25 protein-coding genes are annotated in these 26,655 nt (G+C 65.5%); 20 read left to right on the forward strand and 5 right to left on the reverse strand.

The annotated features are described in order from the left end of the window. Positions 1 to 146 precede the first annotated feature (146 nt). On the reverse strand, positions 147 to 923 hold the full coding sequence (locus BMW66_RS13915) for a beta-keto acid cleavage family enzyme (protein ID WP_093119406.1): 777 nt from the start codon (positions 921 to 923) through the stop codon (positions 147 to 149). Beyond that, positions 923 to 2,245, reverse strand: coding sequence for an aspartate aminotransferase family protein (locus tag BMW66_RS13920; protein ID WP_093119408.1), 1,323 nt, complete (start codon positions 2,243 to 2,245; stop codon positions 923 to 925). The genes BMW66_RS13915 and BMW66_RS13920 overlap by 1 nt, the downstream gene beginning before the upstream one ends. A 106-nt stretch (positions 2,246 to 2,351) precedes the next feature. Between BMW66_RS13920 and BMW66_RS13925 the strand changes: the two genes are divergently transcribed. The 5 genes from BMW66_RS13925 (at position 2,352) to BMW66_RS13945 (ending at position 8,660) form a co-directional block, all read left to right on the forward strand. Continuing rightward, positions 2,352 to 3,215 (forward strand): MurR/RpiR family transcriptional regulator, encoded by an 864-nt coding sequence (locus tag BMW66_RS13925; RefSeq protein WP_245729487.1) that lies wholly within the window; start codon positions 2,352 to 2,354, stop codon positions 3,213 to 3,215. 50 nt (positions 3,216 to 3,265) lie between these two features. After that, positions 3,266 to 4,222 (forward strand): TAXI family TRAP transporter solute-binding subunit, encoded by a 957-nt coding sequence (locus BMW66_RS13930; RefSeq protein ID WP_093119485.1) that lies wholly within the window; start codon positions 3,266 to 3,268, stop codon positions 4,220 to 4,222. 102 nt (positions 4,223 to 4,324) lie between these two features. After that, a complete protein-coding gene (locus BMW66_RS13935) occupies positions 4,325 to 6,931 on the forward strand; it encodes a TRAP transporter permease (RefSeq protein ID WP_093119486.1) in 2,607 nt (868 codons plus the stop codon). Next, positions 6,928 to 7,362, forward strand: coding sequence for a universal stress protein (locus BMW66_RS13940; protein ID WP_093119409.1), 435 nt, complete (start codon positions 6,928 to 6,930; stop codon positions 7,360 to 7,362). Before BMW66_RS13935 ends, BMW66_RS13940 begins: the two co-directional genes overlap by 4 nt. Before the next feature lie 365 nt (positions 7,363 to 7,727). Next, positions 7,728 to 8,660 (forward strand): carbon-nitrogen hydrolase family protein, encoded by a 933-nt coding sequence (locus BMW66_RS13945; RefSeq protein WP_093119410.1) that lies wholly within the window; start codon positions 7,728 to 7,730, stop codon positions 8,658 to 8,660. Between the two features lie 45 nt (positions 8,661 to 8,705). Here BMW66_RS13945 and BMW66_RS13950 read toward each other — a convergent pair whose 3' ends face one another. Beyond that, positions 8,706 to 9,590 carry a tryptophan 2,3-dioxygenase gene (locus tag BMW66_RS13950; protein ID WP_093119411.1) on the reverse strand — a complete coding sequence of 295 codons (885 nt, stop codon included), beginning with the start codon at positions 9,588 to 9,590 and terminating at the stop codon, positions 8,706 to 8,708. Between the two features lie 19 nt (positions 9,591 to 9,609). Then, positions 9,610 to 10,344, reverse strand: coding sequence for a GntR family transcriptional regulator (locus tag BMW66_RS13955; RefSeq protein WP_093119412.1), 735 nt, complete (start codon positions 10,342 to 10,344; stop codon positions 9,610 to 9,612). Positions 10,345 to 10,457: 113 nt separating this feature from the next. Between BMW66_RS13955 and kynU the strand changes: the two genes are divergently transcribed. After that, the gene (gene kynU / locus BMW66_RS13960) at positions 10,458 to 11,696 is read left to right on the forward strand and encodes a kynureninase (RefSeq protein WP_093119413.1); all 1,239 of its coding nucleotides are present in this window, start codon (positions 10,458 to 10,460) and stop codon (positions 11,694 to 11,696) included. A gap of 23 nt (positions 11,697 to 11,719) precedes the next feature. Here kynU and BMW66_RS13965 read toward each other — a convergent pair whose 3' ends face one another. Further along, the gene (locus BMW66_RS13965; protein ID WP_175483253.1) at positions 11,720 to 12,190 is read right to left on the reverse strand and encodes a MarR family winged helix-turn-helix transcriptional regulator; all 471 of its coding nucleotides are present in this window, start codon (positions 12,188 to 12,190) and stop codon (positions 11,720 to 11,722) included. A gap of 130 nt (positions 12,191 to 12,320) precedes the next feature. On the opposite strand from BMW66_RS13965, the gene BMW66_RS13970 reads away from it, so the two are divergent. From BMW66_RS13970 to BMW66_RS14035, 14 genes are all read left to right on the forward strand, one after another. After that, entirely contained in the window at positions 12,321 to 14,672 is a 2,352-nt protein-coding gene (locus BMW66_RS13970) for an oxidoreductase (protein ID WP_093119417.1), read from the forward strand. A gap of 190 nt (positions 14,673 to 14,862) precedes the next feature. Beyond that, complete coding sequence (locus tag BMW66_RS13975) at positions 14,863 to 15,609, forward strand: SDR family NAD(P)-dependent oxidoreductase (RefSeq protein WP_093119419.1); 747 nt, start codon at positions 14,863 to 14,865, stop codon at positions 15,607 to 15,609. Next, positions 15,606 to 16,085, forward strand: coding sequence for a MarR family winged helix-turn-helix transcriptional regulator (locus tag BMW66_RS13980; RefSeq protein ID WP_093119421.1), 480 nt, complete (start codon positions 15,606 to 15,608; stop codon positions 16,083 to 16,085). Before BMW66_RS13975 ends, BMW66_RS13980 begins: the two co-directional genes overlap by 4 nt. Then, on the forward strand, positions 16,082 to 16,885 hold the full coding sequence (locus tag BMW66_RS13985) for an enoyl-CoA hydratase family protein (protein WP_093119422.1): 804 nt from the start codon (positions 16,082 to 16,084) through the stop codon (positions 16,883 to 16,885). The genes BMW66_RS13980 and BMW66_RS13985 overlap by 4 nt, the downstream gene beginning before the upstream one ends. A 63-nt stretch (positions 16,886 to 16,948) precedes the next feature. After that, positions 16,949 to 18,103, forward strand: a complete 1,155-nt coding sequence (locus BMW66_RS13990) for an acyl-CoA dehydrogenase family protein (RefSeq protein WP_093119424.1) — start codon at positions 16,949 to 16,951, stop codon at positions 18,101 to 18,103. A gap of 3 nt (positions 18,104 to 18,106) precedes the next feature. Further along, the gene (locus BMW66_RS13995; protein WP_093119426.1) at positions 18,107 to 19,729 is read left to right on the forward strand and encodes an AMP-binding protein; all 1,623 of its coding nucleotides are present in this window, start codon (positions 18,107 to 18,109) and stop codon (positions 19,727 to 19,729) included. A gap of 125 nt (positions 19,730 to 19,854) precedes the next feature. Next, on the forward strand, positions 19,855 to 20,991 hold the full coding sequence (locus BMW66_RS14000) for an ABC transporter substrate-binding protein (protein WP_093119427.1): 1,137 nt from the start codon (positions 19,855 to 19,857) through the stop codon (positions 20,989 to 20,991). A 57-nt stretch (positions 20,992 to 21,048) separates the two neighbouring features. Next, positions 21,049 to 21,969 carry a branched-chain amino acid ABC transporter permease gene (locus BMW66_RS14005; protein WP_093119429.1) on the forward strand — a complete coding sequence of 307 codons (921 nt, stop codon included), beginning with the start codon at positions 21,049 to 21,051 and terminating at the stop codon, positions 21,967 to 21,969. A 1-nt stretch (position 21,970) separates the two neighbouring features. Continuing rightward, entirely contained in the window at positions 21,971 to 22,954 is a 984-nt protein-coding gene (locus BMW66_RS14010) for a branched-chain amino acid ABC transporter permease (protein WP_093119430.1), read from the forward strand. Further along, on the forward strand, positions 22,947 to 23,702 hold the full coding sequence (locus tag BMW66_RS14015; RefSeq protein ID WP_093119432.1) for an ABC transporter ATP-binding protein: 756 nt from the start codon (positions 22,947 to 22,949) through the stop codon (positions 23,700 to 23,702). The genes BMW66_RS14010 and BMW66_RS14015 overlap by 8 nt, the downstream gene beginning before the upstream one ends. Next, positions 23,699 to 24,388, forward strand: a complete 690-nt coding sequence (locus tag BMW66_RS14020) for an ABC transporter ATP-binding protein (protein ID WP_093119433.1) — start codon at positions 23,699 to 23,701, stop codon at positions 24,386 to 24,388. The genes BMW66_RS14015 and BMW66_RS14020 overlap by 4 nt, the downstream gene beginning before the upstream one ends. A gap of 2 nt (positions 24,389 to 24,390) precedes the next feature. Next, a complete protein-coding gene (locus BMW66_RS14025) occupies positions 24,391 to 24,795 on the forward strand; it encodes an acyl-CoA thioesterase (RefSeq protein WP_093119488.1) in 405 nt (134 codons plus the stop codon). Continuing rightward, positions 24,795 to 25,196 (forward strand): RidA family protein, encoded by a 402-nt coding sequence (locus BMW66_RS14030; RefSeq protein WP_093119435.1) that lies wholly within the window; start codon positions 24,795 to 24,797, stop codon positions 25,194 to 25,196. The genes BMW66_RS14025 and BMW66_RS14030 overlap by 1 nt, the downstream gene beginning before the upstream one ends. A gap of 245 nt (positions 25,197 to 25,441) precedes the next feature. Next, positions 25,442 to 26,632: an NnrS family protein gene (locus tag BMW66_RS14035; RefSeq protein ID WP_093119489.1), complete on the forward strand. Its 1,191-nt coding sequence runs from the start codon at positions 25,442 to 25,444 to the stop codon at positions 26,630 to 26,632. The last annotated feature ends 23 nt before the right edge of the window (positions 26,633 to 26,655 follow it).

The raw sequence follows: 26,655 nt of genomic DNA on the forward strand, positions 1-26,655 counted from the left end.
AAAGGGTGCGCGGTGAGAGTTTGTTCACCGCGGTAAAGATCGGGTTGATGCGGGGCGGGCCGGGCAGGGGCACTGCCCCGTCGCCACGTTGCGGCGACTACCCGAAGCATTGAGAAAAGACGAAGCCCGGCGGGCGCCGCGGCGTGTCAGGCGGGGAGCGCGGCCAGCGCGCGGCGCAGCGCGGTGACTCGGTCGGCGTTGTCGCGCGCGAGGCTGCCGTCGGCATGCCAGAGAGAGTTCTCGAACCCAACGCGGCATTTTCCGCCGCGTTCATGGGCAGAAACAAGGCAGGCGGTTTCCGCGCGCCCGAAGGCGCAGGCGGCCCAGTCCGGCGCGAGCCCACGGCGGGCCATTTCCGTCAGGAAGGGGTCGAGGTCGGCGGGGTCGCTTTCCTGTCGGTTGGCATGGCGGCCCAGAACATGAATGACCTGAAGGTTTGGGGCGCGCAGAAGCGCCTCCGGCAGCATATCGCAGAGCAGGGCGATGTCGCCGCGATCATAGAGTATATGCTGCACCGCGATTCCGGCGGCGGCGCAGTCCTCGAAGAAGGCGGCGGTGGTGGCGCGGTCCTGGCCTTCGGTGATCTCTCGGATGGAGACGGAGACCATGTCCGCGCCGCTGTCCAATGCCACGCGGCGCTGATGCGGCGGGGCGTAGCGGCCGGCCGTCTCTGTCGTGATCTGGACGGCCATGCCGGGGACTGTGCGGGCCAGTTCGGCCAGCGCCTCGGCATAGCGGCCGGTATCGAGCAGGTGACGGCCCTCGTCGTCGCGCAGGTGCAGGTGCAGCCCGTCCGCGCCGGCGTCGAAACAGGCGCGCGCGGTGGCGGTGGTCTCGGGCAGGGTGATGGGCAGGGCCGGATGATCGGCCTTGCCGCGCCGCGCGCCATTGGGCGCGACCATGAGCCGGGGCAGGGCCCGCATCAGGCCAGCGCCGCGTCGAGCGCGGTGGACAGCTTGCCGACCAGTTCTTCCACCTGCGCTTCGGTCAGGATGAAGGGCGGGGCGAGCAGGATGTGATCGCCGCGCAGCCCGTCGATGGTGCCGCCCATCGGGTAGCAGATCAGCCCGGCCTCGAAGGCGGCACGTTTGACGGCCTTGTGGATGGCGCGGTCAGGCGCGAAAGGCTCTTTCGTGTCGCGGTCGGCGACCAGCTCCAGCCCCCGGAACATGCCGCGCCCGCGGATGTCGCCGACATGCGGGTGCTGGCCGAAGGCGGCGCGCAGCGCGGCGTCCAGCGTCTCGCCCATGGTGCGGGCGCGGTCCGTCAGCCCGCCCCCCGTCAGCTTGTCCACCACCACAGTGGCGGCGGCGCAGGCGGTGGGATGGCCGCTATAGGTGTGGCCGTGCTGGAAAAAGCCCGATCCGCCCTCGATCGCGCCGTAGATCGCGCCGGAGCAGAGCATCGCGCCGATCGGCTGATAGCCCGCGCCCAGCCCCTTGGCGATGGTGATGATGTCGGGGCGCACACCGTCCTGTTCGCAGGCGAAGAGCGTGCCGGTGCGCCCCATGCCGCACATCACCTCGTCGAGGATCAGAAGGATGCCGTGGGCGTCGCAGATTTCGCGGATGCGCCGGAAATAGCCCGGCACCGGCGGCACCGCCCCCAGCGTGGCGCCGACCACCGGCTCGGCCACGAAGGCGAGGACAGTCTCGGGGCCAAGGCGCAGCAGTTCGGCCTCAAGCTCATTGGCGACGCGCTGGCCGTAGTCCTCTGCGCTTTCGCCCTCGGCGCGGCCCCGGTAGTCGTAGCAGGGGGAGATATGCGAGGTTTCGATCATCAGTGGCGCGAAGGGTTCACGCCGCCATGCGTTGCCCCCCGTGGCCAGCGCGCCGAGCGTGTTGCCATGATAGCTTTGTCGGCGGGCGATGACGCGATGGCGCGCCGGCTCTCCGATTTCGAGGAAATACTGCCGCGCGAGTTTCAGCGCGGCCTCCACCGCCTCCGAGCCGCCGGAGACGAAATAGACCTTCTCGATCCCTTCGGGGGCGTGGGCGATGAGCCGGTCGGCCAGTGTTTCCGCGGGCTCGGAGGTGAAAAAGCCGGTGTGGGCGAAGGCGAGCTGTTCGGCCTGCGCCTGAATGGCGGCGATCACCTCGGGGTCGGAATGTCCCAGACAGGAGACCGCGGCGCCGCCCGAGCCGTCGAGATAGCGCCGTCCCTCGGCGTCGATGATGTAGGCACCGTCTCCGCGCCGGGCGACGGGCGGGCGGACTTTGGTGTGGCGTGGGAAGACATGTGACATGGCGCTCTCCGGTATGCCGAGAGATTGAAACAGATCAATCAACTGTTGACAAGAAGTGAAACACTCGAAACAGTTGAAATCGCGTAGCCCGGGGGGAAGACGCGGTTTGACCACATCGTTCGAACACAGGCTGGCCGACAAATACGACACGCTGAGCGCACGGGTGCGCGAAGCGGGCGATTACGTGGCGCGCCATCCGGTGGACATCGCCTCGCGCAGCCTGCGCGCGGTGGCGGGTGAGAGCGGCCTTGCGCCGGCGACCTTCTCGCGGCTGGCGCGGATGCTGGAATATGACAGTTTCGAGGAGTTGCGCGAGGGGATGCGGCGCCGCATCGGGCGGCGCGTCAACAGTTTCGCGGACCGCGCCGGTCGGCTTCAGAGCGATCACGGCGGCGGTGACACCGGGTTCTTCAACGCTCATCGCGATGCCTGCCTGCGCAACCTTCAGGCGCTGTCGGAAAGCATTGATCCCGCGCGGCTCAATGCGGCGGTGGAGCGGCTGCACGCCGCGCGCCGGGTGCTATTGTTCGGGGCGCTGGGCTCGACCGGGATTGCCGAATACATGGCCTACATGGCGCGTATGATGGCGCCCCAGTGGGAGATCGCGGGCCGCATGGGCACCTCGCTCGGCTCTGCGCTGACGGGGATGGGGGCGCGCGATGCGCTGGTGATCGTGACCATGCCGCCGTTCTCGCCCAAGGCGCTTCTGCTGGCGGAGCTGGCGCGCGCGCAGGGGGTTTACGTTGTGGTGATCACCGACACCCACGCCTGCCCGGCACTGCGCCATGCGGATTCGGGGTTTCTGGTGCAGACCGAAAGCCCGCATTTCTTTTCGTCCTATGTGACGCCGCTGTTTCTCGTGGAGACAATGATCGGTATGCTGGCCAGCAAGGCCGGGCCGGAGGCCACCGCGCGGATCGCAGAGGTCGAAGAGTGCAATCGCCGCCTTCAAGAGGTGAGCGAGACGTGAATGACAACGACGCAACATCAATCAAAAGGGAGTATATGATGTTTTCAAGAATGAAATATGGAATTGTCGGGATGGCAGCGGGGGCGCTCATGGCGCCAGCGGCTTTCGCCGAGGAGTTCATCACCATCGGCACCGGCGGTGTCACGGGGGTGTATTACCCAACGGGAGGCGCGATCTGCCGTCTGGTCAACAAGGGCCGCAAGGAGCATGGGATCCGCTGCTCGGTGGAATCCACGGGCGGGTCGGTCTACAACATCAACACCATCCGCGCTGGGGAGCTCGAGTTCGGCGTGGCGCAGTCCGACTGGCAGTATCACGCCTATAACGGCACCTCGCGCTTTGAGGAGCAGGGACCGTTCGAGAGCCTGCGCGCGGTATTCTCTGTCCACCCCGAGCCGTTCACCGTGGTGGCGCGCGCCGATGCCGACATCGAGACCTTCGAGGATCTCAAGGGCAAGCGCGTGAACATCGGCAACCCCGGATCGGGCCAGCGCGGCACGATGGAAGTGCTGATGGATGCGATGGGCTGGACCACCGACGATTTCGAACTGGCGACCGAACTGAAGGCAGCGGAGCAGTCCGCGGCGCTTTGTGACAACCAGATCGACGCGATGGTCTATACCGTCGGACACCCGTCCGGATCGATTCAGGAGGCGACGACCGCTTGCGAGTCCGTGCTGGTCGAGGTGGACAACGATGCGGTGCGCGGTCTGGTTGACGACAACCCGTTCTATCGCATGGCCACGATCCCCGGTGGGATGTATCGCGGCAACCCGGATGACACGACGACCTTTGGTGTCGGCGCGACCTTCGTGACCTCGTCCGACGTGTCCGAGAAGGCGGTCTACACCGTGGTGAAAGCCGTCTTCGAGAACTTCGAGGAGTTCAAGGGGCTGCACCCGGCCTTTGGCGTGCTCAAGCGCGAGGAGATGGTCAAGGACGGCCTTTCGGCCCCGCTGCATGAGGGCGCGGCAAAATACTATCGCGAAGCCGGTCTGATCGACTAGGATCGGACTTTGGAAAGGGGCGGATGCCGCCCTTTTCCCCTTGATGGGGCAATGTGCAACGGCAGGCACCGGCTTTGGCCGGCGGGCAGGGAGAGCGATGCGATGGCAGACGACCGGACGGGCCGCGGCGGTCTGAGCGAGGCAGACCTTCAGGAACTGGTAAGCTCCACCGACGCCGGGGCGCGCAGCCCGAAGGGGGCCGTCGGCTATTTTCTGGCGGTCGTGGCGGTTGTCTGGTCGCTCTTTCAGGTGCTTCTGGCCTCGCCGCTGGCCAATTACGTGCTGCCGGGAGACATCATCAACAACAGTCGCCAGATTCATCTTGCCTTTGCGATCTTCCTGGCTTTCATGGCCTATCCCGCGCTGCGGTCGAGCCCGCGTGGATATATCCCGATCCAAGACTGGATCATGGCCGTCGCGGGGGCCTTCATCGCGCTTTACGGTTATTTCTTCTATGAAAAGATCGTGCAGTCTGGTGGCCTTGCCGACGATACCGACAAGTGGTTCGCGCTTGCCGGTCTGTTGCTACTGTTCGAGGGGGCGCGGCGTGCGCTTGGCCCGGCGATGGCGATCATCGCCACGATTTTCTTGGCCTATGTGTTTTTCGGCGCCTCCGACTGGGTGCCCGACGTGATCCGTTGGAAGGGCGCGTCGCTCCAGAAGGCGATGAGCCACATGTGGACCACATCCGAGGGCGTGTTCGGCATCGCGCTGGGCGTGTCCACGAAATTCGTGTTCCTGTTCGTGCTGTTCGGCGCGATGCTCGACAAGGCGGGGGCGGGCAATTATTTCATCAAGATGGCCTTCGGCGCGCTCGGTCACCTCAAGGGCGGGCCGGCCAAGGCCGCCGTGGTGGGCAGCGCCGCGACCGGCCTGATTTCCGGATCTTCCATCGCCAATGTGGTGACCACCGGCACCTTCACCATCCCGTTGATGAAGCGGGTGGGCTTCACCTCCGAGAAGGCCGGTGCGGTGGAGGTGGCCTCTTCGGTCAACGGGCAGATCATGCCGCCGGTGATGGGCGCGGCGGCGTTCCTGATGGTGGAATATGTCGGTATTTCCTATGTCGAGGTGATCACCCACGCCTTCCTGCCGGCGGCGATCTCCTACATCGCGCTGGTCTATATCGTCCATCTGGAGGCGGTGAAGCAGAACATGCCGACGCTCGGCGACCGGGTGGTGTCGATGGGGCGCACGATCGGCGGGATGGCGGCCTTCTTTGTGGGGTTCGCGGGCCTGTGCTACGGCCTGCAATATCCGGTGGGCTGGATCACATCGGCCTTGCCGTCCTCTGGTCTGATCCTGTCGGGGCTGGTGTTTCTGGCCTATCTGGCGCTCTTGTGGCTGGCCTCCAAGGGGCCGGATCTGGAGCCGGATGATCCCAACGCGGAGGAGGTGAAACTTCCCGTCGTCGGCGAGATCTACAAGTCGGGCCTCTATTACCTGCTGCCGATCCTCGTGCTGGTCTATTTCCTGATGATCGAGCAGAAGTCGCCCGGGCTTTCGGCGTTCTGGGCGGCGATCCTTCTGTTCGTGATCCTGCTGACGCAGCGCCCGATCAAGGCGATCTTCCGGGGCCAGAGCGATCTGGCCAACACCTTCGTCCTCGGTGTGGGCGACTTCGTGGAGGGGCTGATCGCCGGGGCGCGCAACATGATCGGGATCGGTCTGGCAACCGCGACCGCCGGGGTGATCGTGGGCACTGTCACGCTCACCGGGGTGGGGCAGGTGATGGCCGGGCTGGTGGAATTCCTGTCGGGCGGCAACCTGATCCTGATGCTGGTGATGGTGGGGCTGCTGAGCCTGATCCTCGGGATGGGGTTGCCGACGACGGCCAATTACATCGTTGTCAGCTCACTCATGGCGGGGGTCGTGGTGGAACTCGGGGCGCAGTCGGGGCTGATCGTGCCGCTGATCGCGGTGCATCTTTTCGTCTTTTATTTCGGGATCATGGCCGATGTGACGCCGCCCGTGGGGCTGGCCAGTTTCGCCGCCGCGGCGGTGTCGGGGGGCGATGCGATCCGCACCGGGTTCACCGCCTTCTTCTATTCGCTGCGCACCGTGGTGCTGCCATTCTTCTTCATCTTCAACACCGATCTGCTGCTGATCGACGTGAGCTGGATGCAGGGCATCCTCGTGGCGGTGATCGCGACCATCGCGATCCTTGTCTTTACCGCCGGGACGATGGGTCATTTCCTGATCCGCAACCGGATGTATGAAAGCGCGGCGCTGATCCTTGTGGCCTTTGCGCTGTTCCGGCCGGATTACTTCATGGACCGGATCCAGCCGCCTTTCGAGATGGTGGAGCCGGCGCGTTTCGAGGCAGCCCTGGGCGCGGCCGATCCGGGCGAGGAGTTGCGTGTCGTGGTGTCGGGGCCGGACTTTCTGACCGGGGAGATCAAGGAGACGACGCTTGTCGTCACCGCCGAGGGCGAGGGCGACGGGGCCGCGCGGCTGGCGGACGCCGGGCTGATGCTGATGGAGAGCGATCAGGGCGTCGCGATGGACGAACCGATGTTCGGAACGCCCTATTCCGATGTCATGCAAGGCTTTGATTTCTATGCCGATACCCCGGTCACCATCGAGTCGGTGAAGGCCCCGGCGGACCAGATGGCCAAGGAGATCGTCTTTATCCCGGCGCTTGTGTTGCTGGGGCTGATCGTCCTGTTGCAAAGGGGCCGCATGCGCAAGGAAGGAGTGCCGGTATGAGCCACAAACCCGTTCTGTGTGCCATCGATGTCAGCAATGAGGATCGCGATGCGAAGGTTCTGAAAAAGGCCGCGCAGCTTGCGCAAATGGAAGGCGCGCAGCTTGACGTGATCACGGTGGTGCCCGATTACGGCATGAGCGTGGTCGGCAGTTTCTTCGAGCCGGGCCATCACAAGAAAGCCGAAGACGAGGCGCGGCGGCGGCTCAATGCGCTGGCGGTGCAGGTGCTGGGCGAGGAGGCGAACAAATCCGTTCGCCATATCGTCGCCACCGGCAACGCCTATGAGGAAATCCTGCATGTGGCCCGGGCGGACGGGGCCGGGCTGATCGTGATCGGGGCGCACAAGCCCGATTTCCGCGACTACCTTCTCGGCCCCAACGCGGCGCGCGTGGTGCGCCATTCGGAGTGCTCGGTTTACGTGGTGCGTTAACTTCTGGCGCGACTCGCCTCAGGCCCTTGTTAACGCGGCAAAAACCGCTGGCTGTATCACGTCGGTATCGCGTCGGTGACCGAGTGCGCATCCCGCCCTTGGTTAACGGGGCGTTCGGGGAGGCGCTCTCTCCTGCGGCCGCTTCGAGATGGAGCGCGCGTTCCGCGCGCGCACCATGATTTGCGCTCAGGCCGCGCAGGCCCCCGGGGCTCTGCCCCGGACCCCGGGATATTTGACCCGAGAAGAGGAGCGCGCGGAGGCGGGGACGGGTTCGATACGCGAGACGCGAGGCGCGATGGGCGGCCGGAAACGGCCGGTTTCATGCTAGGGTGCGCCACCCTCATGTCGGGGGTGGAGAGAGTTCCATGAAGATTTCAGTCGTACAATATGCGCCGGTCTATCTGAATCTTGAAAAATCCATGGCCCGCGCCGTCGAAATCGTGGAGGAATCGGCGGCGAAGGGATGCGGTCTGGTGGTGTTTCCGGAAACATGGCTTCCGGGGTATCCGACCTTCGTGTGGCGCCTGCCGCCCGGTGCGGGGATGGGCAAGACCGACACGCTCTATGCGCTGTCGCAGGCCAACTCGGTCGATCTGAGCCGGGACGGTCTTGCGCCCTTGCAGGAGGCGGCCCGCGACAACGGTGTTGTCGTGGTGATGGGGTTTCAGGAGATCGACGGGGCCGTCAGCGGCAGCACGCTGTTCAACAGTTGCGCGATCATCGACGCGGACGGCCGGCTGGCCAACACGCACCGCAAGCTGATGCCGACCAATCCCGAGCGGATGATCTGGGGCTTCGGAGACGGCTTTGGTCTCAATGTCGTGGAGACCGCCGTGGGGCGGGTGGGGGCGTTGCTCTGCTGGGAGAATTACATGCCGCTGGCGCGTTATGCGCTGTATGCTCAGAATATCGACATCTATGTGGCCCCGACGTGGGACAGCGGCGCGACCTGGCTTGCCACGATGCAGCATATCGCGCGCGAGGGAGGGCGCTGGGTCGTGGGTTGTGCGACGGCGCTGGAAGCGTCGGATATTCCAAGCGATCTGCCCTATCGCGACGAGCTGTTTGCGAATGAGAGCGACTGGGTCAATCCCGGCGATGCCGTGGTCTATCAGCCCTTTGGCGGCGCGGTCGCGGGGCCGATGCACGAGGAGAAGGGCCTGCTGATCGCGGAGGTGGATGTCTCGGCGGCGCGGGCGTCGCGGCGCAAGTTTGACGCGAGCGGGCATTATGCACGGCCCGATGTCTTCTCTCTGACCGTCAACCGCGAACGGCAGGTTCCGGTGGTGTTTCAATAGGAGGGAGCGGCGCAGTGTACCGGGCGGGTCCTGCGCCGCCTCATGCTACTTGTAGAAGAGCGCGCCGCGCACGTCGTAGAGGTCATGGAAGAACTTCAGGTCGAGCGCCTTTTTCAGGAAGGCGACGCCGGATGAGCCGCCGGTGCCGGGCTGCATCCCGATCACCCGTTCCACGGCTGTCATGTGATCGAAGCGCCAGCGCTGGAACAGCGTTTCCACATCCATCAGCTTTTCGGCCAGCGCGTAGAGATCCCAGTGCTCTTCGGTGTTGCGGAACACCTCCGCCCAGATCTCCACGATGCGCTTGTCGCCGGAATAGGGCTGGCTGAAGTCCCGCTCCAGCAGCTCTTCGGGCACGTCGAATCCCTGCCGGGACAGCATGCGGATCACCTCGTCATAGAGCGAAGGGGCGTGGAGCGTCTCGGTCAGCATTTCCATCACCTCGGGGTCGTGCCTGTGCACCGCCAGCGTGGAGGCGTCCTTGTTGCCGAGCATGAATTCGATCCGGCGGTAGCCGTAGCTCTGAAAGCCCGAGGAGCTGCCGAGCGCGTCGCGGAACAGCATGTAGTCGGCGGGCGTCATCGTCAGCAGGGTTTCCCATGAGGTGATGAGCTGCCTCTGGATCGCCTTCACGCGGTCGATGTTCTTCATCGCGGGGCCGAAGGCGTCGCGGCGCAGTTGCTTCATCACCTCTTCGAGCTGGTGGTGCATGAGTTTCAGCCACAGCTCGCTGACCTGGTGAATGATGATGAAGAGCATCTCGTCGGGCTGGGCGGGGTCCTGAAAGGTCTTTTGCAGGTTGAGCAGGGTCTTGAGTTCGAGAAAATCGCCATAGCTGCTGCGGCGGTCGGTCTCGAACTCGGTCACGAGGGTCTCTTCGACCCCGCGTTCGAGGTAGCGGCCGTGCTTGTCGCTTTTGTCGTCGGTCATGGAAAGCTCCCTTCGGCGGTCAGGCCGCGCTGGATTGTGTGAGAAGACGTTGCAGGCCGATGTAAGCCCGCGCCGCGAGATCGACATGTTCGCGCATCAGGCGGGCGGCGGGGGCCGGATCGCGGGCGAGCGCGGCCTCCATCAGCCGGCTGTGGTGATCGAGCCCCATCACGTCGCCGAGAATGCGATCCGCGGGGGCGACCAGCGCCGGATCGCGCGCGGCGGCGCGTTGCAGGTCGGCGAGGATATTGCTGTGATAGCGGCGCATCTGGGCGGAGAGGAAATCGGCCATGCGGTTGAGCCAGACCGAGGTGCAGGCGGAGGTCAGCGCGGTGTGAAAGGCGCTGTGGCGTGTCTCCCATGCGGCGAGGGTCTCGGCATCGGTGGCCATGTCGGGGGGCGCCAGCTTGCCAAGCTGATAGTGGGCGGCGACCACCGCGCCTTCCCAGTCCTCGCCGCCCTGCCGCATCGCGGTGAGCAGCATTTCAGTGTCGAGCATGGCGCGCGCCTGCCCGATCTCCTCCAGCTCTGGCAGGGTGGTGTCGGCGACGCGGAAGCCGTGGTTGAACTGCGCCGTGACGAGGTATTCCGATTGCAGACGCTTGAGCGCCTCGCGCAGGGGGGTGAGGCCGAAGCCATAGTCGTCCCGCAGCGCCGAGGGGCGCAGCGTGGTGCCGGCGGGCAGGTCGGCGGCGAGGATCATCGCGCGCAGGCGATCATACACCGATTCCGAAGTGGAGCGTCTGGTGGTCATGCGGATCTGTATCGAGTATGGTTGAGTCGGGTAAACTTTATAAAGTGTAGCACATAGTGACGTGATCTTGTAAAGAGTATATCGAATCAACTCATTTCATACGAGGTCGCGCCATGACAGAGATCACCCGCCAGCATTGCAAGGACCTTGATGCGCAGGATCCGCTTGCCGCGATGCGCGATGCGTTTCACCTGCCCGAGGGGGTGATCTATCTGGACGGCAATTCGCTTGGCGCGCAGCCAAAGGGCGCGCGGGCTGCTTTCGATCGCACGATCGACGTGGAGTGGCGCGAGGATCTGATCACCTCATGGGGCAAGGCGGAGTGGTTCACCCTGCCCGAGCGGCTGGGCGACCGGCTGGGGCGGCTTTTTGGGGCGGCGCCGGGGCAGGTGGTGGTCTGCGATACCACGTCGCTCAACATCTACAAGGCACTGCGCGCGGCGATGGGCCTTCGGCCGGAGCGCCGGGTGATCGTGTCGGAGAAGGCCAGCTTTCCCACCGATCTTTACATGATCGAGGGCGCGACGATGGGCAGCGATTACGAGACCCGCCTTGTCGAGCCGGAGGGCGATATCGCCGATCTGATCGACGCGGACGTGGCGGCGGTGCTGCTGTCGAACGTGGATTACAGGACCGGGCGACTACTGGACATGGAGCGGATCACGCGGCTGGCGCATGAGGCCGGGGCGCTGGTGATCTGGGACCTGTGCCATTCGGCGGGGGTGCTGCCGATGGAGATGGACGCGATGGGCGCCGATTTCGCGGTGGGCTGCACCTACAAGTATCTCAATGGCGGTCCCGGCTCTCCGGCGTTCATCTATGTGGCCGAGCGGCATCAGGCCGAGGCGCGGCAGCCCTTGTCGGGCTGGTGGGGCCATGCGGCGCCCTTTGCCTTCGAGGCGGAGTTCCGCCCGGTGGAGGGCATCCGCCGGTTCCTGTGCGGCACGCAGCCGATCCTGTCGATGAAAGGGGTCGAGGCTGCGCTTGATGTGTTCGAGGGGATCGACATGCAGACGGTGCGGGCCAAGAGCGTGGCGCTGTGCGATCTGTTCATCAGGCTGGTGGCGCGGCATCCGGGCTGCGCCGATCTGCGCCTGATCACGCCCGAGGCGGCCGAGGAGCGCGGCAGCCAGGTGTCGTTCGCCTTCGACGAAGGCTATGCCGTAGTGCGGGCAATGATCGAGCGCGGCGTGATCGGGGATTTCCGCGCGCCGAACGTGATGCGCTTTGGTCTTGCGCCCTATTACCTGCGTTATGAGGACATGTTCGACGCGGTGGAGATCATGGCGGAGTGCATCGCGGCGCGCCCGTGGGAGGATTCGCGCTTCGCGCAGATGGCGGCGGTCACCTGATCGGGGGTATCGCCGGGCGGTTGCTATCGCCGATGATGCTGCCGCATGGCGTTGCTGGCGAGGGTTTGCAGCGCATCGGTGAGCGCGGCGACCTCATCGCGCGACAGCCCGTCGAAGAGCCCGGCGCGGGCGCGGTCCACATCGCCCTGACAGGCTGCGAGGGTGTCGCGGCCCGCGTCCGACAGGGTGACGCGCGAAAAGCGGCGGTCGGTTTCGAGCGCGGTCTTGGCGACAAGCCCGCGCGCCACCATCCGGTCGATGAGCCGGCTTGTCACCGTGCGGTCGATCACCGCGCGGTCGGCCAGATCGAGGATGGAGAGCGCGCCCTCGGCCTCAAGGCTTTGCAGGATGCGCCATTCCACCAGCTTCAGCCCGTGCCGGCGCAGCACGGTGTTCATCATCTCACGGATCTGCCGCGTGGTGGCGGCGAGCAGGTATTCGGGCGGGTCGATCCCGAGAATCCAGTCGGTGTCCTGCGTGGCCTGCGATGACATGATCCGCCTTTCCGTTCTGTCCGTTCCGCCGCGTGGCATAGCATGGGGGGCAATTGGATGCTAGAAATTTGCTTAATATGTGCTAATGCACGTATTTGACACGCCAAGCATGATTCGAAGGAGACGCGCGATGAAGATCACGGTGATCGGGGGCGGGCCCGGCGGGCTCTACACGGCCTTGCTGACCAAGAAGGCGAAGCCGGACTGGACGGTGGAAGTGTACGAGCAGAATCAGGCCGACGACACGTTCGGCTTTGGCGTGGTGTTCTCGGACGACACGCTGGACGAGTTCCTCAGCCGCGACCGGGGTCTTTTCGAGCTGATGCGCGACGAGTTCGCCTATTGGCAGGATGTCGCGGTCCACTTCAAGGGCCATGAGATGCGCGCGGGCGGCAACGGGTTCTGCGGTCTGTCGCGCCACACGCTTTTGCGGCTGTTGCAGCAACGCTGCGCCGAGGAAGGCGTGGAGATGACCTTCGGCGTGATGGTCAAGCCCGAGGAGCTTGCGACCCGCTTTGCCGACAGCGATGTGATCGTGGCGGGGGACGGAATCAACTCTCCGATCCGCGAGTATCACAAGGAGGCGTTCCAGCCGAGCACCACCATCCGCAACAACCGTTTCTGCTGGATGGGCTCCACCCGGCCGATGGACGAATTCAACTATTTCTTCCGCGAAACCGAGCATGGCCACATGGTCGCGCATTGCTATCAGTATGAGCCGGGCAAATCGACCTGGGTGTTCGAGATGGACGAGGCCACGTGGCAGGGCCACGGGTTCTCCGAGTTCGACGAGGAGGACAGCAAGGCCAAGCTAGAGGCGATCTTTGCCGACGAGCTTGAGGGCCATCCGCTTCTGCTCAACCGCTCGCACTGGCGGAAGTTCCCGCGGATCTTCTGCGAGAACTGGTATACCGACAACATCGTGATCCTTGGCGATGCCAAAGCGAGTGCGCATTTTTCCATCGGGTCGGGCACGAAGCTGGCGATGGAATGCGCCATCGGGCTGTCGGATGCGCTTGTCGAGCACGCGGAGCGCGACGTGCAGACCGCGTTCCGGGCCTATGACGATGAGCGGCGCACGCCCTGCCAGATCATTCAGCACAACGCCGATGTGTCGCTGGCGTGGTTCGAGCATATGGCGCGCAACTGGGATATGGAGCCCTATGAGTTCGCCATGGTCGTGATGTGCCGCGCCAAGTCGATCACCTATGACAACCTGATCGTGCGCGACGCCGAGTTCGTGCGCAAGGCCGATGACGAATGGTATGCGCGCCATCTGCGCGAGACGGGCGAGGACCTGCGCGAGAACCGGCCGACGCCGATGTTCTCGACGTTCAGGCTGCGGGAGATGGAGCTTGCCAACCGGGTGGTGATGTCGCCCATGGCGCAGTACTCCGCCGATACAGAGGGCAACCCGACCGAGTGGCACAAGCTGCATTATTGCAGCCACGCGATGGGGGGGATGGGCCTGATCTACATGGAGATGACCTGCCCGTCGGCGGATGCGCGGATCACCGAAGGGTGCCCCGGCCTGTGGACCGACGAGCAGGAGCGGCGCTGGACCGAGATCGTGGACCTGATCCATGCGCATTCGGGTGCCAAGGTGGCGATGCAGCTTGGCCATGCCGGGCGCAAGGGTTCCACTCAGCTTGGTTGGGAGAAGATGGATCACCCGATCGCCGACGAGGCGCGCAACTGGCCGCTTTACTCGGCCTCTCCGATTCCGTGGTTCGACGGGATCAGCCAGACCCCGGCGGAACTTGACCGCGCGGGGATGGACCGGATCACCGCCGATTTCGTGCAGGCCGCCGAACGCGCGGATCGGGCCGGGTTCGACATGCTGGAGCTGCACTGCGCGCATGGCTATCTGCTGGCGTCCTTCCTGTCGCCGCTGACCAACCGGCGCGGGGATGAATACGGCGGACCCGTCGAGAACCGCCTGCGCTTTCCGATGGAGGTGTTCGAGGCGATGCGCAAGGTCTGGCCCGAGGGCAAGCCGATGTCGGTGCGCGTGTCGGGCACGGACTGGAAAGAGGACGGTCTGAGCGAGGAAGATCTCGTCGCGATCGCCGAGGCGTTCAACGCGGCGGGCTGCGATCTCATCGACGTGTCGGCGGGGCAGACGGTGCCGGATCAGAAGCCGGTTTACGGCCGGATGTTCCAGCTTCACCTCGCCGAGGCGGTGCGCAACCTGACGGGCATTGCCACGATGGCGGTGGGCGCGGTGACGGAGGCCGCGCAGGTCAACACCATCCTGCACACGCGGCGCGCCGATCTCGTGGCGCTTGGGCGGGTGCATCTGTGGAACCCCTATTTCGCCCATCAGGCGGCGGCATGGTATGGCGCGCGCAACGATCCGATGTGGCCGAAGCCCTATCTTGCCGGGGCGGGGCAGGTGTTCCGAGAGCAGGAAAAGGCCCGCGAAAAGATGATCGAATTGCAGAAGAAAGCCGCGCCGGGACGGCACACGCGGCTGGCGTAACTCGGCGCCCCCCTTTGCAGAGACAACGGCCCGACGTTCCCCCGGCGTTCGGGCCGTTTTCATTGGCCCGAGGGGGATCGGAGCGATTGGGGCAGCGTGCTTTACCTATATATATTTTATACTTGAAGCATATCGGAAGTTGATCTAGCCTGCTGTCAACGAGGGTCGAACGACCCCGGGGGGAGGACCAATGACCGATCTTCAGGGCAAGCATGTGGTGATCAGTGGCGGCGGCACCGGAGTCGGTGCCGAGATCGCGCGGCAGTTTGCCGGGGCCGGGGCCGAGGTGACGATCCTCGGCCGCCGCGAGGCGCCGTTGGCCGAGCAGGGCCTTCCTTATGAGATATGCGACGTGACCGACCGCGCGGCGGTATCGCGTGCCATCGACGCTGCGCGCGCGGCGCGGGGGCCGGTGGCCGTGGCGGTGGCCAACGCAGGGGCGGCCGACTCGACGCCGTTTCAGGCAATGGAGCCCGCCGATCTTCAGGCGATGCTGGATGTCAACGTGCTGGGGGTGTTCAATCTCTGGCATGAATGCCTGCCGGACATGAAAGAGGCGGGCTGGGGCCGGCTGATGGCCGTGGCCTCCACCGCGGCCCTAAAGGGGTATGCCTATGTCGCGGGCTATTGCGCGGCCAAGCACGCGGTGCTGGGGCTGACGCGCTCGCTCGCGGTGGAGTTGGGGCGGACCGGCGTGACCGTCAACGCGATCTGCCCAGGATTCATCGAAACGCCTTTGCTCGATCGGTCCATCGCCAATATCGTGGACAAGACCGGCATGAGCGAGGCCGATGCGGCCAAGAGCCTCAAGTCGGGCAATCCGCAGAAACGCTTTATCCAGGTGGACGAGGTGGCCGGTGCCGCGCTCTGGCTGACGTCGGAGGCGGCGCGGTCGGTCAATGGGCAGGGCCTTGGGCTGACCGGGGGCGAGATATGAACGGCGAGGCGCATGTGTCCACGGCCGAGGCGCCGTCGAAGGCGCGGCTTCGGCTGTGGCTGCGGCTGCTGAAGGCGAGCCGCGCGATCGAGGCGGAGCTGCGCGACCGGATGCGGCGCGAATTCAACTCCACCCTGCCGCGTTTCGACGTGATGGCGGCGCTGGAACGCAACGAACAGGGGCTGAAGATGAGCGAGCTTTCGGGCGTGCTCAAGGTCTCGAACGGCAATGTGACCGGTATCGTGGACCGGCTTGCGGAGGATGGCCTTGTCGCACGGGTGGCGGTGACCGGGGACAGGCGCGCCTCGCGTGTGTGCCTGACCGACCGGGGCCGCGCGACATTTGCCACGCAGGCCGCCGCGCATGAGGGGTGGGTCGATGAGCTCTTCGCGCAGGTGCCTGCCGGGCGCGCGGGCGAGGTTGCGGCGCTGATCGACGGGTTGACGCGGCCCGCCAACAGAGAGGATGAGAGATGACGAAAACCGATGTGGAGCATTTCCGCTGCCGGATCGAGGACGGGATCGCGACGATTTCGCTGGACCGGCCCGACCGCAAGAACCCGCTGACCTTCGAAAGCTATGCGGAGATGCGCGACTGGTTCCGCGATCTGCATTATTCCGATGACGTCAACGCGGTGGTGATCGTGCCCAATGGCGGTAACTTCAGCTCTGGCGGCGATGTGCACGAGATCATCGGCCCGCTGACGCGGATGGACATGAAGCACCTTCTGCAATTCACCCGCATGACCGGCGATCTGGTCAAGGCGATGGTCAACTGCGGCAAGCCGATCATCGCGGCGGTGGATGGGGTCTGCGCCGGGGCGGGGGCGATCATCGCCATGGCGTCGGATCTGCGCATCGCCACGCCGGAGGCCAAGACCGCGTTCCTGTTCACCCGCGTCGGGCTAGCGGGGTGCGACATGGGGGCCTGCGCGATCCTGCCGCGGATCATCGGGCAGGGGCGCGCGGCGGAACTTCTGTATTTCGGCCGCTCCATGTCGGCGCAGGAAGGCCACGACTGGGGCTATTTCAACCATGTGGTCGAGGCCGGCGCGCTGGAAGAGACGGCGCAGGAGATGGCCGAGAGGATCGCGGCGGGGCCGAACTTCGGCCACATGATGACCAAGACCATGCTGGCGCAGGAATGGTCCATGTCGATCGAGCAGGCCATAGAGGCCGAGGCGCAGGCGCAGGCGATCTGCATGCAGACCGGCGATTTCGAACGCGCCTACAATGCCTTCGTGAAGAAGGAAAAACCCATCTTCGAGGGCAACTGAGCAAGGCCCGCCGGGTGCGATGCGCCGGCGGGCAGTTGGAGCGAACGGACGAAAGGACGCGCGATGGCAGACCGATCCTATCTCGACTGGCCGTTTTTCGAGGGCCGTCACCGGGCGCTGGCCCGGAAGCTGGACGATTGGGCCGCGCGCAACCTGTCGGGGATCGACCACGGCGACACCGATGCGGCCTGCCGGGCGCTGGTGGCGGCGCTGGGGCGTGACGGATGGCTCAAGCCGACGGGCGCCGTGGGCGATGAGGTGCTTGACGTGCGTACGCTCTGCCTGATCCGCGAGACGCTGGCGCGCCATGACGGGCTGGCGGATTTTTCCTTTGCCATGCAGGGGCTGGGCACCGGGGCGATTTCGCTGTTCGGCAGCCCCGAACAGCAGGGCTGGCTCAAGCAGACGCGCACCGGAGAGGCGATCTCGGCCTTTGCGTTGACAGAGCCGCAATCGGGATCGGACGTGGCCAATTCCACCATGACCGCGACGCCGGACGGGGACGATTTCATCCTCAACGGGGAAAAGACGTGGATCTCCAACGGCGGGATCGCGGATCTTTACACCGTCTTCGCCCGCACCGGAGAGGCGCCGGGGGCGAAGGGACTTTCGGCCTTTGTCGTGCCGGCGGATCTGCCGGGGTTCGAGGTTGTTGAAAGATTGGAAACAATCGCGCCGCATCCCCTTGCATTGTTGCGATTCAACGATGTGCGGGTGCCGGGGGCGGCCCTGATCGGAGAGCGCGGCGCGGGCTTTCGCATCGCCATGTCGGTGCTTGATGTGTTCCGCTCCACCGTGGCGGCGGCGGCGCTCGGGTTTGCGCGCCGGGCGCTCGACGAGGCGCTGGCGCGGGTGAGCGCGCGCGAGGTGCAGGGCGCACCGCTGTTCGAATTGCAGATGGTGCAGGGGCATATCGCGCAGATGGCGCTTGATGTGGATGCCGCCGCGCTTCTGGTCTATCGCGCGGCCTGGGCCAAGGACAGCGGGGCGCCGCGCGTCACCCGCGAGGCGGCGATGGCCAAGCTTTACGCCACCGATCAGGCGCAGAAGGTGATCGACAGCGCGGTGCAGCTTCACGGCGGCGACGGGGTGAGATCGGGGGAGGTCGTCGAACGGCTTTACCGCGAGATCCGGGCGCTGCGCATTTATGAGGGCGCGTCGGACGTGCAGAAAGTGGTGATCGCCCGCCAAACGATGAGCGCATTCCAAGGGAGTTGAGAGATGCTGAGACCGTCGGCACACGAAGATACATTCGCGCGCGACAACCTGCCGCCGCTTGGCAGCTGGCCGGACCTGCTTCTGGGCGGGTTCGACTATCCCGACCGGCTCAACGCCGGGGTGGAGCTGACCGATGCGATGGTGGCGCGGGGGTTCGGGGATCACACCGCGCTGATCGGCAACGGGCGGCGCCGGACCTACAAGGAGCTTGCCGACTGGACCAACCGCCTTGCGCACGCGCTGGTGGAGGATCTGGGCCTGCGACCGGGCAACCGGGTGCTGATCCGGTCGGCCAACAACCCCGCGATGGTGGCCTGCTGGCTGGCGGCGACCAAGGCGGGCGCGGTGGTGGTCAATTCCATGCCGATGCTGCGCGCCGCGGAGCTTGCGAAATACGTCGACAAGGCCGAGATCACCCATGCGCTCTGCGACACGCGGCTGATGGACGAGATGGCGACCTGCGCCAAGGGTAGCCGGTTTCTGAAATCGGTGGTCGGCTTTGACGGCACGTCGAACCACGATGCGGAGCTGGACCGGCTGGCACTGGAGAAACCCGTGCAGTTCGAGGCGGTGGACACCGCGCAGGACGACGTGGCGCTATTGGGGTTCACCTCCGGCTCTACCGGGGAGCCGAAGGCGACGATGCATTTTCACCGCGATCTGCTGATCATCGCGGACGGCTATGCCCGGGAGGTGCTCAGCGTCGTGCCGGAGGATGTCTTTGTCGGCTCTCCGCCGCTGGCGTTCACCTTCGGGCTGGGCGGTCTGGCGATCTTTCCGCTGCGGTTCGGGGCGGCGGCCACGCTTCTGGAGCAGGCAACGCCGCCGAACATGATCGAGATCATCGAGAAATACCGCGCCACCGTGTCGTTTACGGCGCCGACGGCCTATCGCGCGATGATGAAGGCGATGGATCAGGGCGCGGACCTGACCTCGCTGCGCGCTGCCGTATCGGCGGGAGAGACGCTGCCGGGGCCGGTGTATCAGGAGTGGATGGACAAGACCGGCAAGCCGATGCTCGACGGGATCGGGGCGACCGAGCTGCTGCATATCTTCATCACCAACCGCTTTTCCGACCACCGCCCGGCCTGCACCGGCAAGCCGGTGACGGGATACGAGGCGAAGGTGATCGGCCCCGACGGCAAGGAGATGCCGCACGGAGAGCCGGGGCGGCTGGCGGTGCGCGGGCCGACGGGGTGCCGGTATCTGGGCGGCGAGCGGCAGGATGAATATGTGCAGGACGGCTGGAACATCACAGGCGACACATTCGTGCAGGACGAGGACGGCTATTTCCACTTTGCCGCGCGCAACGACGACATGATCGTGTCCTCGGGCTACAACATCGCGGGCCCGGAGGTGGAGGCGGCGCTTCTGTCGCACGAGGCGGTGGCCGAATGCGCCGTGATCGGCGCCCCCGACGAGGCACGCGGCCGGATCGTGCAGGCGCATGTCGTACTGGCCGACGGGGCAGAGCCGGGCGAAGAGATGATCAAGACGCTTCAGGACCATGTGAAAGCGGTGATCGCGCCCTATAAATACCCGCGCGCCATCGTCTTCGAAGAGACGCTACCGAAAACAGAAACAGGAAAGATTCAACGCTTCCGCCTGCGGCCCGACGCGGCCTGAGGCGGGGGCGGGCGCGCTTGGGGTGGCGCGTCCGGCATGTTGCCGCGATACTACCCCCACGGGACACGCGAAACAAACAATGGCGCGGTCCGTTGTGAGAAAATCAGATCAGGGAGATCAACCATATGAAACCTATCAGGACACTTGCCCTTGCCACATCCGTGATGGCGCTGGCCACTGCGGCGCTTGCCGATACCAAGATCGGCATGATCACCACGCTGTCGGGCGGCGGCGCGGGCCTTGGCGTGGATGTGCGCGACGGCTTCATGCTTGCCATCGACAATGCAGAGCGCGACGATATCGAGGTGGTGATCGAGGACGATCAGCGCAAACCCGATGTTGCGGTGCAGACTTCCGACCGGATGATCCAGTCGGAGAAAGTGGACATCATGACCGGCATCATCTGGTCGAACCTTGCGATGGCGGTGATTCCGTCGGCGGTCGCGCAGGGTGTGTTTTATCTGTCGCCGAACGCCGGGCCGTCGGCGCTGGCCGGTGAACGTTGCCACGAGAATTACTTCAACGTGGCATGGCAGAACGACAACCTGCACGAGGCGGCGGGCGCCTATGCCAATGACGCGGGCTTCGAGAACACCTTTATCCTCGCGCCCAACTATCCGGCGGGGCAGGACGCGCTCACCGGCTTCAAGCGCATGTATGAGGGAGAGCTGGCCGACGAGATCTATACCAAGCTCGGTCAAACCGACTATGCCGCCGAGCTCGCGCAGATCCGCGCCTCGGGCGCGGACAGCGTGTTCTTCTTCCTGCCTGGCGGGATGGGGATTTCCTTTCTCAAGCAATATGCCGACAGCGGTGTGGATCTTCCCGTGGTCGGGCCGGCCTTCAGCTTTGATCAGGGTATCCTTCAGGCCGTGGGCGAGGCCGCGCTTGGCGTGAAGAACACCTCGCAGTGGTCCAAGGATCTCGACAACGCGGCGAACGTGGCCTTCGTCGAGGCGTTCCAGGAGGAATACGGGCGTCTGCCCTCGCTCTATGCCAGCCAGGGGTATGACACCGCCAACCTGATCCTGAGCGCGCTGGAGAAGGCGGACGTGTCCGACAAGGACGCCTTCCGCGCGGCGCTGAGGGAGGCGGACTTCGACTCCGTGCGCGGTGATTTCCGGTTCGGCAACAACCACCACCCGATCCAGGACATCTACGTCCGCGAGGTGATCAAGGAGGGCGATGTCTACACCAACAAGATCGTCGCCACCGGCCTTGAGGATCACGCTGACGCCTATGCGTCCGAGTGCAAGATGTAAGATCGTCCAACCGACGGGGCCCCGGTGCGCGGGGCCCCGTCAAGGCGGAAAGAGGCCATGTCCCTTATTCTCATTATTGAGCAGATCCTGAACGGGCTTCAGTTCGGGGTCATGCTGTTTCTCATGGCGGCGGGGTTGACGCTGGTGTTCGGGGTGATGGGTCTCATCAACCTCGCGCACGGCTCGCTTTACATGGTCGGCGCCTTCGCGGCGGCGGCCGTGGCCGGGGCGACGGGATCGTTTGTCCTGGCGCTGATCGCGAGCCTTGCGGCGGCGGCGGCGGCCGGGGCGATCGTGGAGCTTGTGGTGATCCGGCGGCTTTATGCGCGCGATCACCTCGATCAGGTGCTGGCGACCTTCGCACTTATCCTGATCTTCTCGGAGGGCACGCGCTGGCTCTTCGGCTCCTTTCCGCTGTTTCTGGAGGTGCCGCGCTACCTGTCGGGGCCTGTGACCCTGCCGGGGGGCATCCAGTATCCGCTTTACCGGCTGGCGATGATCGTGATCGGGCTGCTGATCGCGGCGGGGCTGTTCTGGCTCATCGCGCGCACGCGCATCGGCATCCAGATCCGCGCGGGCGAGTGCGACCGCGAGATGATCGCGGCGCTTGGCGTGGATATATCGAAACTCTACACGCTGGTGTTCGCGCTCGGCGCGGCGCTGGCGGGGCTGGCGGGCGCGCTTGTGGGCGCGATCCAGTCGGTGCAGGTGGGCATGGGCGAGCCGGTTCTGATCCTGGCCTTCGTGGTGATCGTGATCGGCGGGATCGGGTCGATCAAGGGGGCGCTTGTGGGCGCGCTTCTGGTCGGACTGACCGATACACTGGGCGGGGTGTTCCTGCCACGGTTCTTCGAGCTGTTCCTTGCGCCGGCAAGCGCGACCTCCGTGGGGGCGTCTCTGGCCTCCATGCTGATTTACATCCTGATGGCGGCGGTACTTCTGGTGCGCCCCTTGGGTCTTTACGGCGGAAGGACATAGGATGGGTCGCGAACGCATGTTCAATGCCGCGATGGTGCTGGCGCTGGTGCTTGTGCCGCTCTGGGCGTGGATGACGGCGGAGCCGTTCATCATCACGCTGGCGACCAAGGTGGCGATTCTCGCGCTGGCGGGGGTTGGCCTGAATATCGCGCTGGGGCTTGGCGGGCTGATCAGCCTTGGCCATGCCGCGTTCTTCGGGATCGGCGGCTATGCGATGGGGATTCTGGCCAGCCACGCGCAGACCGCCACACCGCTGATGGAATGGCCGTTCCTGATCGAGGGCACCAACCAGATGCCGGTGATATGGCTGGTCGCCGTGGTGGCCAGCGCACTGGCGGCGCTGATCATCGGGGCGCTGTCGCTGCGGACCTCGGGCGTCTATTTCATCATGATCACGCTCGCCTTCGGGCAGATGCTTTTCTACTTCGCGATAAGCTGGTCGGCCTATGGCGGCGAGGACGGGTTGTCGATCTGGGTGCGCAATGAGTTCCCGGGGGTCAACACGCTCGACCCGATCCAGTTTCTGGCGATCTGCTATGTGATCCTTGGCGCGGTACTGGTCTTCGCCGCGCGTCTAGCGCGCTCTCCGTTCGGGCTGGCGCTGTCGGCGGCGCGGCAGACGTCGGAACGGGTGGAGACGGTGGGCCTCACACCGTTCCGGCTGCGGCTCACGGCGTTCGTGATTTCGGGGGCGATCACCGGGTTGGCCGGGGCGCTTTTCGCCGATCTCAACCGTTTCATCAGCCCCACGATGCTCAGCTGGCACACCAGCGGCGAGATCATGGTTTTCGTGATCCTCGGCGGGGTCGGACGGCTTTATGGGCCGGTGGTGGGCGCGGCGCTGTATATCCTTCTGGAACATCTGCTTGGTGGGGTGAGTGACTACTGGCAGGTCTTCCTTGGCGTGCTGCTGCTGCTGATCGTGCTGTTCGCGCGCGGCGGTCTGATCGGAGCGATCACCGGACGGGAGGTGGCCCATGACTGAGCCGGTTCTCAGGGTGCAGAACATCTGCAAGAGCTTTGGCGCGCTGAAGGCGAGCGACGATGTGTCCCTCGACCTCTATCCGGGGGAGATTCACGCGCTGATCGGGCCGAACGGCGCGGGCAAATCCACGCTGATCAAGCAGATCTGCGGCGGGCTGATGCCCGACAGCGGCCGGATCGAGGTGCTGGGCCGCGATGTCACCACACTCGATACCGTGGCGCGGGCGCGCATGGGGCTGGGGCGGACGTTCCAGATCTCGTCGCTAGCGATGGAGTTCACGGTGCTTCAGAACGCGGTTCTGGGCGCGCTGGGGGCGCGGGGCAAAGCCTTTCGGTTCTTCGGCAACGTGATGAAGGACGAGACGCTTCTGGCGCCGGCGCGCCGCGCGCTGGAACGGGTCGGCCTGGAGGAGGATGCCAGCCGCCGGACTGCCGATCTGTCGCATGGCCAGAGGCGGCAGCTTGAGGTCGCGGTCGCGCTGACGCTGGAGCCACGGCTCTTTTTGCTGGATGAGCCGATGGCGGGCCTTGGCGGCGGCGGATCGAAGGCGTTGACCGCGTTTCTCGACGAGTTGCGGCACGAGGCGCCGATCCTTCTGGTGGAGCATGACATGGATGCGGTTTTCGCGCTGGCCGACCGGATCAGCGTGCTGGTCTATGGCAAGGTCATCGCCACCGGCACGGCCGAGGACATCCGCGCCAACGCCGAGGTGCGGCGCGCCTATCTCGGCGAGGAGGACGCGGCATGAGTTTTCTGACGCTCAAGGGCGTGGAGGCGCATTACGGCCCGTCGCAGGCGCTGTTCGGGGTCGATCTGAGCGTCGGTAAGGGCGAGGTTGTCGCGCTCATGGGGCGCAACGGCATGGGCAAATCCACGACGATCAAGACGATCTGCGGGATGCTCGCGCCCTCTGCCGGGACTCTGGAGCTCGCGGGCCGTGATCTGCGCGCGCTGCCGTCCTACCGGATCGCGCGGCTTGGGGTGGGGCTCGTGCCCGAGGGGCGGCGCTGTTTCGCCACGCTGACGGTGGAGGAGAACATGCTCGCCGCCGCGCGCCCCGGAGAATGGGACTTCGAGAAGGTCGCACAGCTTTTCCCGCGGCTGAAGGAACGGCGGGATCAGGGCGCGATGTCGCTGTCGGGCGGCGAACAGCAGATGCTGTCCATTGGCCGCGCGCTGATGACGAACCCCCGGCTTCTGATCCTCGATGAGGCGACAGAAGGGTTGGCCCCCGTGGTCCGGCAGGAAATCTGGACCGCGATCGGACAGCTCAAGGCGGCGACGGGGCTGTCGCTGCTGGTGGTGGACAAATCGCTTCGGGAACTGGCCGCCGTGGCCGATCGGGCGGTGATCCTCAACAAGGGCGTGAGCGTCTGGACCGGCGAGATTGCCGCGCTGACCCCCGATCTCACCGACCGTTATCTCGGAGTATGACCATGGCCTTCACGATGCCCCAGAAGCTGCTTTTCAAGCATTGCGACCCGGCGGGAATCGCGTTTTATCCGCGCTATTTCGAGATGATGAACGATTGCGTCGAGCTGTTCTTCGATCACATCGGGCATCCGTTCGAGGAGATCATCCGCACCGCGGGCGTGCCCACGGCGCGGATCGAGGCGCAGTTCACCGCACCGTCGCGTCACGGCGACCGGCTTGAGATCACCCTGCGGGCCACGTCTTTGGGACGCTCCAGTCTCGGGCTGACGTTTGCCGCCCTGTGCGGAGAGGAGGTGCGGTTTCGCGCCTCTTCGACGCTTGTCTACGTGACGCAGCAGGGCCGGCCGCAAAGCTGGTCCGATACGCTGCGCGCCGCGCTAACCCCCCATGTTGAAGGAAAAAACTGATGCCGCACCAGATCATTCAACCCGACGGATGGACCCCGGCGAAGGGCTATGCCAATGGCGTTCTGGCGAGCGACGGGACGCTTTATATTGGCGGGCAGATCGGCTGGACCGCCGAGCAGGTGTTCGAGAGCCACGATTTCATCGGCCAGATGGAACAAGCGCTGCGCAATATCAGGGCGGTGCTGGAGACGGCGGGCGGTCAGGTCGAGGATCTGACACGGCTGACGTGGTATGTCATTGATAAAAAGGAATACCTCGCCCGTCAACGCGAGGTGGGCGAGACTTACCGCAAGGTGCTGGGACGCCATTTCCCGGCGATGACCATGGTGGTGGTGAGCGCGCTGGTCGAGGATGAGGCGCTTCTGGAGATCGAGGCGACGGCTGTTATCGCGCCGCGCTGAGGCGGGCAGCCCCGCTGTCTGTATAACGTCGGTAAAACGTCGGTATCGCGTCGGTGCCCCGGACCCCTGCGCCGGTGGTGAGGCGGATTGCCGCGTTCTTGAATAGGTATTTGAAATGCCCATTGATGCGGCGTAGACGGAGCTGACCGGACCAGAGCAGCGAAAGGCGGCAGACCGATGGCGATTGCATCACAATGCAGACAGGGGCGTCCGCGCGCGAGTGCAGGGCGGCGGGGCCGCGCGTGATGGCAAGCACGGCGGAGCAGATGCGGGCCTGGCGCGGGCCGGCGATCCTGAGCTACGGGTTCAGGCCGTTCTTTCTCGGGGCGGCGCTCTGGGCGGCGGTGGCGATGGCGCTTTGGGTGGCTGTGCTGACGGGGGCGGCAGACCTGCCGCTGGCCTTCGATCCGATAAGCTGGCACGCGCATGAGTTTCTCTTTGGCTATCTCGGCGCGGTGGTGGCGGGGTTTCTGATGACGGCGGTGCCGAACTGGACCGGGCGGCTTCCGATCGTGGGGGCGCGGCTCGGACTTCTCGCGGCGCTCTGGCTGGTGGGAAGGGTCGTGGTGGCGGTACCGGGGCCGTTGTCGCCGCTGGCGGTGGCGGTGATCGACCTGGGTTTCCCGGTGCTTCTGGCGCTGGCGATCCTGCGCGAGATCGTGGCCGGGAAGAACTGGCGCAACTTGATCGTGCTCGCGCTTCTGGGCGTGATGATCGCGGCCAACGGGCTGTTTCACTGGGAGGCGGCGCGGGGCGATTTCGCTGCCGAAGGCTATGGCCTGCGCCTCGGGCTGGCCGCCGGGATCGGGATGATCGCGCTCATTGGCGGACGGATCGTGCCGTCGTTCACGCGCAACTGGCTTGTCGTGCAGGGATCGCCGGCGCGTCCTGTCCCGCCCATGCAGCGGTTCGACAAGCTGGTGCTGCTGGCAAGTGGCGCCGTGCTGCTGCTTTGGGTGGCGGCGCCCGCGCGGGCGGAGGCGGGCTGGGCGCTGCTGGCGCTGGCGGCGCTGCACGCGGCGCGGCTGGCCCGCTGGTCCGGCTGGCACGGGCGGGGCGAGCCGCTGTTGTGGGTGCTGCACCTTGGCTATGGCTTCGTGCCGCTGGGAGCGCTGGCGCTTGGCGTGTCCATCCTCTGGCCCGCGCTTCTGCCGCCGGCGGCGGGGCTGCATGTGTGGATGGCCGGTGCGCTTGGCCTCATGACGCTGGCGGTGATGACGCGCGCGACGCTGGGACATGGCGGGCAGGCGCTGACCGCCGGGCCGGGGACGGTGGCGATCTACCTGTGTCTCGTCGCCTCGGTATTGCTTCGGCTTTGGGCGGGGATGAGCGGGGCGGTCTGGCCGCTGCACCTGTCGGCGCTGGCATGGGCGGCCGCCTTCGGCGGGTTCGCGTTGCTTTACGGGCCGCTGCTGGCGCGGGCGCGCCGTCGCTGAAATCCGCGCGCGCGGCAGGGCGG

Origin of the sequence: Salinihabitans flavidus (genome assembly GCF_900110425.1) — a bacterium.
In the GTDB taxonomy this organism is placed as follows: Bacteria; Pseudomonadota; Alphaproteobacteria; order Rhodobacterales; family Rhodobacteraceae; genus Salinihabitans; species Salinihabitans flavidus.

Excerpts from the sequence above, each read along its gene's own strand:
- BMW66_RS13915 (WP_093119406.1), bottom strand. The coding sequence starts at position 923 with ATGCGGGCCCTGCCCCGGCTCATGGTCGCGCCCAATGGCGCGCGGCGC.
- BMW66_RS13920 (WP_093119408.1), bottom strand. The coding sequence starts at position 2,245 with ATGTCACATGTCTTCCCACGCCACACCAAAGTCCGCCCGCCCGTCGCC.
- BMW66_RS13930 (WP_093119485.1), top strand. The coding sequence starts at position 3,266 with ATGAAATATGGAATTGTCGGGATGGCAGCGGGGGCGCTCATGGCGCCA.
- BMW66_RS13935 (WP_093119486.1), top strand. The coding sequence starts at position 4,325 with ATGGCAGACGACCGGACGGGCCGCGGCGGTCTGAGCGAGGCAGACCTT.
- BMW66_RS13940 (WP_093119409.1), top strand. The coding sequence starts at position 6,928 with ATGAGCCACAAACCCGTTCTGTGTGCCATCGATGTCAGCAATGAGGAT.
- BMW66_RS13945 (WP_093119410.1), top strand. The coding sequence starts at position 7,728 with ATGAAGATTTCAGTCGTACAATATGCGCCGGTCTATCTGAATCTTGAA.
- BMW66_RS13950 (WP_093119411.1), bottom strand. The coding sequence starts at position 9,590 with ATGACCGACGACAAAAGCGACAAGCACGGCCGCTACCTCGAACGCGGG.
- BMW66_RS13955 (WP_093119412.1), bottom strand. The coding sequence starts at position 10,344 with ATGACCACCAGACGCTCCACTTCGGAATCGGTGTATGATCGCCTGCGC.
- kynU (WP_093119413.1), top strand. The coding sequence starts at position 10,458 with ATGACAGAGATCACCCGCCAGCATTGCAAGGACCTTGATGCGCAGGAT.
- BMW66_RS13965 (WP_175483253.1), bottom strand. The coding sequence starts at position 12,190 with ATGTCATCGCAGGCCACGCAGGACACCGACTGGATTCTCGGGATCGAC.
- BMW66_RS13970 (WP_093119417.1), top strand. The coding sequence starts at position 12,321 with ATGAAGATCACGGTGATCGGGGGCGGGCCCGGCGGGCTCTACACGGCC.
- BMW66_RS13975 (WP_093119419.1), top strand. The coding sequence starts at position 14,863 with ATGACCGATCTTCAGGGCAAGCATGTGGTGATCAGTGGCGGCGGCACC.
- BMW66_RS13980 (WP_093119421.1), top strand. The coding sequence starts at position 15,606 with ATGAACGGCGAGGCGCATGTGTCCACGGCCGAGGCGCCGTCGAAGGCG.
- BMW66_RS13985 (WP_093119422.1), top strand. The coding sequence starts at position 16,082 with ATGACGAAAACCGATGTGGAGCATTTCCGCTGCCGGATCGAGGACGGG.
- BMW66_RS13990 (WP_093119424.1), top strand. The coding sequence starts at position 16,949 with ATGGCAGACCGATCCTATCTCGACTGGCCGTTTTTCGAGGGCCGTCAC.
- BMW66_RS13995 (WP_093119426.1), top strand. The coding sequence starts at position 18,107 with ATGCTGAGACCGTCGGCACACGAAGATACATTCGCGCGCGACAACCTG.
- BMW66_RS14000 (WP_093119427.1), top strand. The coding sequence starts at position 19,855 with ATGAAACCTATCAGGACACTTGCCCTTGCCACATCCGTGATGGCGCTG.
- BMW66_RS14005 (WP_093119429.1), top strand. The coding sequence starts at position 21,049 with ATGTCCCTTATTCTCATTATTGAGCAGATCCTGAACGGGCTTCAGTTC.
- BMW66_RS14010 (WP_093119430.1), top strand. The coding sequence starts at position 21,971 with ATGGGTCGCGAACGCATGTTCAATGCCGCGATGGTGCTGGCGCTGGTG.
- BMW66_RS14015 (WP_093119432.1), top strand. The coding sequence starts at position 22,947 with ATGACTGAGCCGGTTCTCAGGGTGCAGAACATCTGCAAGAGCTTTGGC.
- BMW66_RS14020 (WP_093119433.1), top strand. The coding sequence starts at position 23,699 with ATGAGTTTTCTGACGCTCAAGGGCGTGGAGGCGCATTACGGCCCGTCG.
- BMW66_RS14025 (WP_093119488.1), top strand. The coding sequence starts at position 24,391 with ATGGCCTTCACGATGCCCCAGAAGCTGCTTTTCAAGCATTGCGACCCG.
- BMW66_RS14030 (WP_093119435.1), top strand. The coding sequence starts at position 24,795 with ATGCCGCACCAGATCATTCAACCCGACGGATGGACCCCGGCGAAGGGC.
- BMW66_RS14035 (WP_093119489.1), top strand. The coding sequence starts at position 25,442 with ATGGCAAGCACGGCGGAGCAGATGCGGGCCTGGCGCGGGCCGGCGATC.